The organism is Brevibacterium sp. RIT 803, from assembly GCF_016892625.1.
GTDB lineage: Bacteria > Actinomycetota > Actinomycetes > Actinomycetales > Brevibacteriaceae > Brevibacterium.
In genome coordinates this window covers 18,011-28,680 of the sequence record NZ_JAFEMW010000006.1, presented here as the reverse complement: position 1 = coordinate 28,680, position 10,670 = coordinate 18,011, and the positions used below count along the sequence as shown (strand labels likewise).

Below are 10,670 nucleotides of genomic sequence, written 5' to 3'. Positions count from 1 at the left end.
AGATGACCTGGCAGTCCATTGCCACGGAAGAACTCGACAGTGTGGTGGCCGGGCCGCTGGCACTGGGGCCGGAGACAGTACGTGAGCACAGCGATGGCCCGGACTCAGAAGAGTCCGGGCCATCAGCGCTATCCGATATCGGTGTTCCGACAGGAACGAATCAGTGGGCGTGGTCCCCACGATCGTGTTCGTACGACAGTCCGACCAGAGCTACCAAGCCGAGTACGGCACCGAAGGGGAAGATCCACCAACCAATGGCGATTCCGTAGAACGACACAGCGGCCGCACCGGCACACACGATCGGCCACCAGCTCCATGGGCTGAAGAAGCCGTAGTCCGCGTCGGCATCGGAGATCTCTGCATGCTCATTATCCTGGGGCTGGCGACCGACTCGACGGTCTGTCAGCCACAGGTAGACGCCGATCATCAAGGACATCGCACCGACGAGGAGCAATGCCGGGAATCCGACCATCTCGGAGAAGTCCGTGTAGAACCCGTAGAAGACTCCAACGGCTGCGAAGAAGATGCCACAGATCACGAAGACATAGATCGAGGATTTCACTTGACGTTACCTCCTGTGAGTTGCGGCTCTGCGGTACCGTGCCCGGCGTACTCGAGCAGCTCCGGGTGGTTCACATCGAATGCCGGGCGCTCGGAACGGATGCGCGGCAACGAGGTGAAGTTGTGGCGAGGTGGTGGGCAGGAAGTCGCCCATTCCAGTGACCCGCCGTAACCCCAAGGGTCATCTACTGTCACCTTCGGCGCATTGCGAGCGGTGATCCACACGTTCCAGAAGAAGGGAACCATGGACAGGCCGAGGAGCATTGCACCGACCGTCGACACCTGGTTCATCCAGGTGAAGCCGTCCTGAGGGAGGTAGTCGGCATAACGGCGAGGCATTCCGTCGACTCCCAGCCAGTGCTGGACGAGGAAGGTTCCGTGGAAGCCGACGAACAGCATCCAGAAGTGAATGTGCCCCAGCTTCTCGTTGAGCATCCTGCCGGTCCACTTCGGCCACCAGAAGTAGAATCCGGCGAACATCGCGAACACGACGGTGCCGAAGACCACGTAGTGGAAGTGAGCGACGACGAAGTAGGAGTCAGAGACCTGCATATCAAGAGCAGGGCTGGCCAGGATGACACCGGTGAGACCACCGAAGAGGAATGTGACGAGGAACCCGATGGACCAGACCATCGGAGTCTCGAAGGTGATCGACCCTCGCCACATCGTTCCGACCCAATTGAAGAACTTCACTCCTGTCGGAATTGCGATGAGCATTGTCATGAAGGCGAAGAACGGCAGGGCGACAACACCGGTGACATACATGTGGTGGGCCCACACGGTCACAGACAGCGCCGCGATCGAGATCGTCGCGAAGACCAGTTCCTTGTAGCCGAAGACGGGCTTGCGGCTGAAGACAGGGAAGATCTCCGTCACGATGCCGAAGAAGGGCAGCGCGATGACATAAACCTCTGGGTGACCGAAGAACCAGAACAGGTGCTGCCACAGTATCGGTCCCCCGTTGCCGGGGCTGAAGACATGTGATCCCAGTATTCGGTCGGCGCCCAACACGAGCAGAGCGGCCGCGAGGGGCTGGAAAGCCATCAGGACGAGGATGCCGGTGATGAGGACGTTCCAGGTGAAGATGGGCATGCGGAACATGGTCATACCAGGGGCACGCATCGTGATCACCGTGGTGATGAAGTTGACCGAGCCGAGGATCGTTCCGACACCCTGCAACGCCAAGCCGAGAACCCAGAGGTTGCCTCCGGCACCGGGAGTGAACGTTGTATTGCTCAGAGGCGCGTACGCGGTCCATCCGAACGAGGCAGCACCCTGAGGCGTAAGGAATCCGGACAGGGCGATCAGCGAACCGAAGAGGAACATCCAGAAGGCGAAGGCGTTGAGACGAGGGAAAGCCACGTCTGGGGCACCGATCTGCAACGGCATGATCACGTTGGCAAAGCCAGCGAACAACGGAGTCGCGAACATCAGCAGCATGAGCGTGCCATGCATGGTGAACAGCTGGTTGTACTGTTCCTTCGTCTCAATGATCTGCATGCCCGGGTCGAAGAGCTCGAGCCGGATGATGAGCGCCATGACGCCACCGACGCAGAAGAAGATGAACGACGCGATCAGATACATGTAGCCGATCGTCTTATGGTCTGTCGACGTGATCCAGTCGACGATGACCTTTCCTTTGCTCCGAGGAACAACAGGGGCATCAAGAGCCGGCTGATTCATCGTTGCGGTCATTTTTCAGCACCTTCTTTCGGGTACCAGTTGCGATCGTACTCAGGACCGAGCTGCCCCTTATTGCCTTCGTCGCCGAGGGACTTGGTGTAGTCCTCGAATTCGGCCTTGGATACGACCTTCACGTTGAAGAGCATCTCAGAGTGGTATTCACCGCACAGCTCGGCGCACTTGCCTACGTACTCGCCTTCTTTCTCGGCGCGCAGATGCAGACTCTGGTCGTGACCAGGAATCATGTCGCGCTTCTCGAGGAATGCGGGGACCCAGAACGAGTGGATGACATCGCGTGAACGAAGTTTGATCTCGAGGTCGGTGTCGACCGGAAGGTAGAGAGTCGGTGCCTTCTCCCCTGGCTTCTCAGAGCCATCGAGGTGCACCTGCGTACCTGCGTAGTACACGTCTTGATTGACGTAGTTGAAGTCCCACGCCCATTGTTTAGCGGCAACTTCGATGACCTGTTCACCGGGAGTGGTGTCGTCGGTGGTCTTCTCCATGACCTGGACGCTCTGGAAGAAGAATCCGAGAACCAGGATGACTGGGGTGACCGTGAACAGGATTTCGATCGGCATACTGTAGCGCAGCTGCACAGGCAGTCCGCGATCGTTCTTGCGGCGGCGGTAAGCGACCATTGCCCACAGGATGAGCCCCCAGACGATCAGCCCCACAATCAGCAGGGCGATCCATGCGCCGTTCCACAGTGAGGTGTAGGCCTCGGTGTGGTTGGTGGCGCCCTTCGATTCGGCGGGGAAGAATCCTGTGGAGACTTGCTCTTTCGTGCAGCCGGACAGCAACGCCAGTACAGCGACGGCGCCCAGAGTGCCGAGCCGCTTCGCCCAGGACCTTCCCGGTCCTGCCTGATTCGGAGAATCCACGTGCAGCCTTTCACAACCTTATTCGTCCTCCGGATGCCCGAAGGACGAATTCTTACTATGTCAGTTACCAGAGTACCGCTACAGGCGGTAGAAATTCACATGCAAATGATCATTTGTTGAGAATAACCTGACAACGATTCCCGCGGAGAGCGGAATCTAGCCGAGCGGAGTAGTCGAGACCGCTGATCTCCGACACGCCGAGGCTTGCCAGGTGTGACGTCTGCCACTGCGTATCGATGAGCCATCCATCCGCGTCGTCATCTTTGTCCACCGCGCTGGGAGGTGGTGGAGCCGTCGTTCCATCGAGGAGGGAGACGAGGTGAACAAGCGCTGCTTTCGAGGCATCTCGTTGGGTGTGAAACATCGATTCTCCGGCGAAGAACGAACCTATGGCCACACCGTAGAGACCCCCCACGAGGGCGCCTTCTGATCTGACTTCGACAGAATGGGCCCATCCGTCTGCGTGGAGACCCAAGTAGAGACCGATGATGTCTTCGGTGATCCAGCTGCCAGGCCTGCTGGGATCCGCGCAGGCGCGGATGACTTGTTCGAAATCCGTGTTGACGCTGCATTCGAAGCCGCGCATCGATTTGCGCAGGCTCTTGCTGACTTTGAGGTCTCCTGGGAAGAGCACACCGCGACGTCGCGGAGCCCACCATCCCATTCGTCCGGTGCCGCCGTTGCCGATGCCCATGGGGAACAGTCCGGCCCGATACGAAGAGAGGACCTGGGGCTGCGTTGCCGTGTATGACACGGCGCGCAGATCCTCCAGGTCCATCTCAGTGACTTTCAGGTCTGTTTCAGCGGGAGAACATCAGTGGAACGAGTCGCCGCACGCGCAGGAGCCGCCAGCATTCGGGTTGTCGATCGTGAAGCCCTGCTTCTCGATGGTGTCAGCGAAATCGATGGTCGAGCCACCGAGGTAGGGCACGCTCATCCGATCCACGATGACCTCGACTCCGTCGAAGTCACGCACTGCGTCACCGTCGAGCTGACGCTCGTCGAAGTACAGCTGATAGATCAGACCAGAGCAGCCGCCGGGCTGAACGGCCACACGCAGACGCAGGTCGTCGCGACCTTCCTGCTGCAACAGGCTGCGCACCTTGTCGGCCGCCGTGCTCGACAGTTCGACTTCGTGCGTGGCCATCGCTTCGTTCGTCACAGTCATGGTTACTCCTTATTTCGATCCTGCCTGTCTCCAGGCTACACCGCCCACAACGCTATCGACGATGAACCTATTCCCGAGTCATCCTCAGCCGACTGCCAGTTTCTGCAGAAGGAGCGCTTCGGCAACGATTGCCGCCTTGAAATCGGGAAGATACAACGACTCATTTGCGCTGTGCGCCCTGGCGTCCGGGTCTTCGACTCCAGTGACCAGGATGGAGGCCTGCGGGAACACCTCGAGGAGATCGGCGATGAACGGGATCGAACCGCCGATGCCCATGGTCACGGACTCCCGCCCCCATGCTTCGGTGAGGGCGCGTTGCGCGGTCTGCACCACGGGATCGTTCAAGTCTGCCTGCCATGGGCTGCCGCCCTCTGTGTCTCCGATGGTGAGGGTGGCGCCGAAGGGGAGATTGTCGTGCAGGTGCTCTTCGACGGCCTGGGCCGCATCCTCGGGTGTGTCTCCTGGGGCCAAGCGGATCGAGAGCTTTGCCCGCAAGCTCGACTGAAGAGTGTTCGAAGAGACTTCGACGTCGGGGATGTCGAGTCCGATGACCGTGATCGAAGGCTGGGACCACAGTCGGGAAGCCAAGGGTCCGGAACCGATGAGTGAAGTCGATTCGAGAACACCGGAGTCGGAGCGGATCGTTGACTCTTCGTAGTCGATGTCGCTGTCGGCCTGTGACTTGAGTCCTTTGACAGCAACGGAGCCGTTCTCATCGTGGAGGCTGCTCAGGACCCTCGTCATAGCCAGCATCGCGTCGGGGACGATTCCGCCGTACATTCCCGAATGCACCGCGTGATCGAGTGTGGAGATCTCGAATTCGACGGCGCACATGCCCCGCAGGCTCGTTGTCAGAGCTGGAGTGCCGGCCGCCCAATTCCCGGAATCGGCAACGACGATGACGTCGGCAGCAAGTCTGTCCTGGTAGGTCTCAAGGAAGTTGCGGAAGCTCGGGCTGCCAGCCTCTTCCTCGCCTTCGATGAAGAGAGTCACCCCTACACCGAGGCGGTCTGCAAGGAGCCGCAGCGAGGTGAGGTGGACCATGATGCCGGCCTTGTCGTCGGCAGCTCCGCGACCGTAGAGCCGATCCCCCGTGCGGGTGGCGATGAAGGGTTCGGTCTCCCACGCTTCTGGCTTGCCCGGAGGTTGGACATCGTGGTGGGCGTAGAGCAGCACGGTCGGTGCACCTGCTGGAGCCGGCACCGAGGCGACAACAGCCGGGTACCCATCCGTTCCGTCCTCCTGTGCCGCGCTCAGGATGTCGACGTCGAGGCCCAGATTGCGGGCGAGGCCGGCGACTGCTTCGGCGCTGGCTCGAACGTAGGCGGGATCGAAGCTCGGCCAGGCGACCGAGGGGATCGCCACGAGATCGGTCAACTGGTCGATGACCTCGTCGAAAATGGTGTCGAGTTCGGCATGCAATTGTGCACTGTCCAGTGCTGAAGTCGATTCGCTCATTCTCCAAAGGTAGTATTCATTAGGTGTTCGGAAGCAAAAAATCTCATGAGGATGCGCAATCCTCCGACAATCGACCGGTGAACGATGACGGTTCACACCCTGGTGCTGCCCCGCAGCGTGAGGCTGAGCAGAAGAAAGGACGGCCGACGCCCAAGCGCAGTCAGCAGGAATCGGTGCGTAAGCAGCCGCTGGTTTCGAAGGATCGCAAGGTGGCGAACCAGAGGGCCAAGGAACAGACACGCAAGGACCGCGATCGTGCCCGCATCGGCATGATGAATGGCGAAGAGCAGTACCTCACACGCCGCGACAAAGGTCCCCAGCGTCGCTACGTTCGCGACTACATCGATGCTCGCTTCTCCATCGGAGAACTGTTCATCCCCGCCGCGATTCTGATCTTGGTTGTGGCATTCACACAGCCGGTCGCCATTCAGCAGTACTTCACCTACGCGGTCTGGGGCCTGCTGGCGTTGGTCATCCTCGACGGCGTCATCGTCAACTACATCCTCAAGGGACGGTTGAAAGCCAAGTTCGGAACCGTCGAACGAGGCCTGGCCTTCTACGCGATCATGCGCAGCGTCCAGATCCGTCCGCTGCGCATGCCGAAGCCTCAGGTCAAGCGCCGCCAGTACCCCGAGTGAGCAGAGTCCGCGCACACCTGGCGCGGATGGTCCGTCCGGGCCAGAACGGTCCGGAGTAGATCATCTCCGAATAGGACTGAACAAGATCAGCGCCCGCCGCAAGTCGGGCGCTGATGTCATTGGCATCAGCGATTCCGCCGACCGAGATGATGCTCAAGTTCTGCCCGACGGTGGACCTGACCAACCGCAGGACCTCCATCGACCGGCGGGCCAACGGTCGGCCTGAGATTCCACCAGCCTCGCCGCGAGCGAAGTCAGCTTCCTGACCACTCAGCACGTCGCGATCGATCGTGGTGTTGGTGGTGATGAGGCCATCGACACCTGAACGCACCGCGAGATCACAGATCTCGACGACATCGGCGTCGTTGAGATCGGGTGCGATCTTGACCAGCAGCGGCACATGACCGAGCGTGGAACGAGGAGTCGCGACCACCTCGGCGGCGGCAGAGCGCACAGCGTCGATGATGGGCTCCAGACTCGACACAGACTGCAGGTCACGCAGACCCGGAGTGTTCGGCGAACTCACATTGATGACGAGGTAATCAGCCAGAGGCGCACAGAACCGCGCTGAACTCGCATAGTCCTCGACCGCATCGGCAGCGTCGACGACCTTGGTCTTGCCGATGTTGATCCCGATGATCGGACGCTGGGCATCAGGCAGGAAGGCAATCGACCTCCGCTGCTGTTCGATGTTGAAAGCAGCCTGCCGGGCACCCTGGTTGTTGAAGCCCATCCGATTGAGCAGCGCGAGGTTGTCGCGCAGGCGAAATAGTCGAGGCTTGTCATTGCCGGGCTGAGCATGAGCGGTGATGGTGCCGACCTCGATATGGCCGAAGCCCAGCGCAGACAGGGCACGAATCCCTTCACCGTTCTTGTCGAAACCAGCTGCGAGTCCGAGGCGATTGGGAAAGCGCAGGCCCAGCACATCCACCTCATCGCGGGTGCCGTGGGCCAGAACCACACGCAGGAGACGTCCCAGACCTGGAACGGAGTCGAGGATTCTCAGCGCTGTGAACGACACATGATGTGCGCGTTCGGCATCCATAGGGGCGAAGAAGAGTTTGAAGATAAGTGAGTACACACCACCAGAATATGTCAGGTGAGAGATCGGCCGAAGGGCGGCACGGTTGACAGACATCGGCAATTCACGCAGATCCCTGCTCAGAACTGTCACCGTTATCCATCCCCCGTGAAATGGCATTAGGATCGATTCAACGTTCAAAGACGATGAAAGGGAATATATGCCCAGTGCATCCACGCCCACCAGCTACTCTTCGACCACACTCGTGAAAGCCACCGCTTCCGTTCTGGTGTTGGGAGTCGCTGACGACAAGGTTCTCGGCCTCGACACTGCGAAGACCGCACGCACCGCTCTGGAGGACGTGGTCCGCGCCATCGAATTCAGCGGAAAGGCCGGGTCCACGGCACGAGTAGCCGCACCCAAGGGCTTCTCCTCCTCGAGCATCCTGCTGGTCGGTCTCGGCGCCTTCGACTCCACAGCGTCCGGCACTGACGCCGCAGCGAAGTCGCACGAAGTCCTCCGTCGCGCCGCAGGCAGTGCCCTGCGTGCCCTCGACGGTGTGGATTCGATCGCTGTGGGCCTGCCGGCCATCACCGCCCAGGCAGTCGAAGCCATCACCATCGGTGCTGGCCTCGGCGCCTACCGCTTCATCGACTACCGCAGCCAGGACGCAGACAAGGTGCCCGGAGACGTCACCATCCTCGGGCCCAAGAGCAAAGAGCACTCGGCAGCACATTCGAACGGCGCGATCATCGCCGCAGCGACGAATCGGGCTCGCGACCTCGTCAACACCCCTCCTCTCGATCTCTACCCCGAATCCTTCGCCCAGCGTGTCAAGGAGCAGGGCAAGGAACGCAAACTCAAAGTGAGCGTCCTCGGCGAGAAGGAACTCCAGGCTGGTGGATACGGTGGACTCATCGGTGTCGGCCAGGGATCAACCCGCGGCCCGCGTCTGGTCAAGGTCGAATACTCCCCCAAGGGTGCCGAGCGTCACGTGAGCTTCGTCGGCAAGGGCATCACCTTCGACTCCGGCGGCATCTCCCTCAAACCCGCAGCGAGCATGGAGGATATGAAGTCCGACATGGCCGGTGCGGCAGCCGTGGTCCAGGCCCTGTTCGCCATCGCAGACCTGGGACTGCCAGTCCGCGCGACTGCCTGGCTGCCCCTGGCTGAGAACATGCCCGGATCATCGGCTACTCGTCCCAGCGACGTGCTGCATATGCGCGGCGGCAAGACCGTCGAAGTCACCAATACCGATGCCGAGGGCCGATTGGTCCTCGCCGACGCCTTGGCAGACGCCGGTGCTGAGAATCCTGACTTGCTCATCGACGTGGCCACACTGACAGGTGCGCAGGTCGTCGCCTTGGGCAATCGGACGTCAGGCGTCATGGGCGCAGAGTCTGCACGCAAGCTGGTGACCGCGTCAGCGATTGAAGCCGGCGAAGAGATGTGGGCAATGCCCATCCCCGAGGAGATGCTCTCCGGTTTCGACTCCAACGCCGCGGACCTGAAGAACTCCGGTCCCCGCCACGGCGGTATGCTCGCCGCCGCCGCATTCCTTCAGGAATTCGTCGGCGAGGACGCGAACTGGGCGCACATCGACATCGCCGGACCGAGCTTCAACACCGGGTCCGCATTCGGCTACACACCGCTCGCCGCCACCGGCGCGGCAGTTCGGACCCTCATCCAAGCAGCGAAGCAGGTGAACTGACACACCAGTTTCTACACGCTGTCGATCTTGACGTGATCATCGCCACCTGTGTCCAAACAGACAGCGTGTGCTTTCGCCCTTGGCGAGAAAAGTGGAAAGATAGAAGGAAAGCTGCGTAAGGCAGGCTTATTCACAGCTACGAGGAGTAATCCGTGAGTGACTCATTGACCTACGACCTTGTCGTTCTCGGCGGCGGAACCGGCGGCTACGCTGCCGCGCTGCGCGCTGCAGAGCTCGACATGAAGGTTGCTTTGATCGAACGCGACAAGGTTGGCGGCACATGCTTGCACCGCGGTTGTGTTCCGACGAAGGCGCTTCTGCACGCTGCAGAAGTCGCCGACACAGCGAAGGAATCGTCCAACTTCGGCATTGAGGTCGAATTCAAGGGCATCGACATCGAGAAAGTCCTCGACTACAAGAACAATGTCATTTCTCGCAACTATAAGGGCCTGCAGGGTCTGGTCAAAGCACGTGGAATCGACACGTACTTCGGCACCGGCAAACTCGTCGGCAAGGATACGGTCGAGGTCGAGGGCGAAGACGGCAAGCACACCGTCACCGGCACCAATGTTCTCCTGTCGACAGGGTCGACGTCGAAGACCATCGGCCTCGACATCACCGAGCGCGTGATCACGAGCACCGAGGCTCTCGAGCTCGACAAGGTTCCCGGCTCAGCGATCGTCCTCGGCGGCGGCGTCATCGGCGTCGAGTTCGCCAGCGTGTGGTCGTCGTTCGGCGCAAAGGTCACCATCGTCGAGGGACTCAAGCACCTCGTGGCCAACGAGGACGAGACGATCTCGAAGAACCTCGAACGCGCCTTCAAGAAGCGCAAGATCGGCTTCAAGCTCGGCACCATGTTCAAGGGCGTCGAAGAGACCGCCGACGGAGTCAAGGTGACCCTCGAAGACGGTTCGGTCCTCGAAGCCGAGTACCTCCTCGTCGCTGTCGGCCGCGGCCCAGTCACCGACGGGTTCGGCTTCGAAGAGCAGGGCATCCCCATGGACCGCGGATTCGTCCTGGCCAACGAGCGGCTCCACACCGGCGTCGGGAACATCTACGCCTGCGGCGACATCGTTCCCGGCCTTCAGCTGGCCCACCGTGCCTTCGGTCAGGGAATCTTCATCGCCGAGGAGATCGCTGGACTCAACCCGGTTCCTGTATTGGAATCCGGGATTCCTCGCGTGACCTACTGCGAACCCGAGATCTTCTCTGTCGGACTCTCGTCCAAGCAGGCCGAAGAGCAGTATGGAGCCGACAGCGTCGAATCCATCGAATACAACCTGGGCGGCAACGGCAAGTCCGTGATCCTCAATACCACGGGTCTGATCAAGGTCATCCGTGAGAAGGACGGACCCGTCGTCGGCGTCCACGGCATTGGCGCTCGACTGAGCGAACAGGCCGGCGAGGCCCAACTGATCGTCAACTGGGAGGCATTCCCAGAGGAAGTTGCGCAACTCATTCACGCTCACCCGACGCAGAATGAAGCACTCGGCGAGGCCCACCTGGCCCTTGCCGGCAAACCCCTGCACTTCCACTCTTAAGATCCGAG

At 60.6% G+C, this 10,670-nt stretch carries 10 protein-coding genes; 3 read left to right on the top strand and 7 right to left on the bottom strand.

Annotated features, from left to right (window positions below):
* Window positions 1–160: 160 nt before the first annotated feature.
* The 6 genes from JTF07_RS18095 to JTF07_RS18070 form a co-directional block, all read right to left on the bottom strand.
* Window positions 161–562 carry a cytochrome c oxidase subunit 4 gene (locus tag JTF07_RS18095; protein ID WP_204235623.1) on the bottom strand — a complete coding sequence of 134 codons (402 nt, stop codon included), beginning with the start codon at window positions 560–562 and terminating at the stop codon, window positions 161–163.
* Window positions 559–2,256 (bottom strand): aa3-type cytochrome oxidase subunit I, encoded by a 1,698-nt coding sequence (gene ctaD / locus JTF07_RS18090; RefSeq protein ID WP_204235622.1) that lies wholly within the window; start codon window positions 2,254–2,256, stop codon window positions 559–561. Before ctaD ends, JTF07_RS18095 begins: the two co-directional genes overlap by 4 nt.
* Entirely contained in the window at window positions 2,253–3,125 is an 873-nt protein-coding gene (gene ctaC, locus JTF07_RS18085) for an aa3-type cytochrome oxidase subunit II (protein ID WP_143921628.1), read from the bottom strand. Before ctaC ends, ctaD begins: the two co-directional genes overlap by 4 nt.
* A 109-nt stretch (window positions 3,126–3,234) precedes the next feature.
* Window positions 3,235–3,903, bottom strand: a complete 669-nt coding sequence (locus JTF07_RS18080) for a leucyl/phenylalanyl-tRNA--protein transferase (protein ID WP_204235621.1) — start codon at window positions 3,901–3,903, stop codon at window positions 3,235–3,237.
* 36 nt (window positions 3,904–3,939) lie between these two features.
* Window positions 3,940–4,293, bottom strand: coding sequence for a HesB/IscA family protein (locus JTF07_RS18075; protein WP_101618722.1), 354 nt, complete (start codon window positions 4,291–4,293; stop codon window positions 3,940–3,942).
* Between the two features lie 84 nt (window positions 4,294–4,377).
* A complete protein-coding gene (locus JTF07_RS18070) occupies window positions 4,378–5,751 on the bottom strand; it encodes a dipeptidase (protein ID WP_204235620.1) in 1,374 nt (457 codons plus the stop codon).
* Between the two features lie 77 nt (window positions 5,752–5,828).
* Between JTF07_RS18070 and JTF07_RS18065 the strand changes: the two genes are divergently transcribed.
* Window positions 5,829–6,389: a DUF3043 domain-containing protein gene (locus tag JTF07_RS18065; protein WP_353844017.1), complete on the top strand. Its 561-nt coding sequence runs from the start codon at window positions 5,829–5,831 to the stop codon at window positions 6,387–6,389.
* Here the strand turns inward: JTF07_RS18065 and JTF07_RS18060 are convergent.
* A complete protein-coding gene (locus tag JTF07_RS18060; RefSeq protein WP_353844016.1) occupies window positions 6,364–7,470 on the bottom strand; it encodes a quinone-dependent dihydroorotate dehydrogenase in 1,107 nt (368 codons plus the stop codon). The genes JTF07_RS18065 and JTF07_RS18060 overlap by 26 nt on opposite strands.
* A 160-nt stretch (window positions 7,471–7,630) precedes the next feature.
* On the opposite strand from JTF07_RS18060, the gene JTF07_RS18055 reads away from it, so the two are divergent.
* The gene (locus JTF07_RS18055; RefSeq protein WP_204235618.1) at window positions 7,631–9,121 is read left to right on the top strand and encodes a leucyl aminopeptidase; all 1,491 of its coding nucleotides are present in this window, start codon (window positions 7,631–7,633) and stop codon (window positions 9,119–9,121) included.
* Window positions 9,122–9,273: 152 nt separating this feature from the next.
* A complete protein-coding gene (gene lpdA, locus JTF07_RS18050; RefSeq protein ID WP_204235617.1) occupies window positions 9,274–10,662 on the top strand; it encodes a dihydrolipoyl dehydrogenase in 1,389 nt (462 codons plus the stop codon).
* Window positions 10,663–10,670 lie beyond the last annotated feature (8 nt).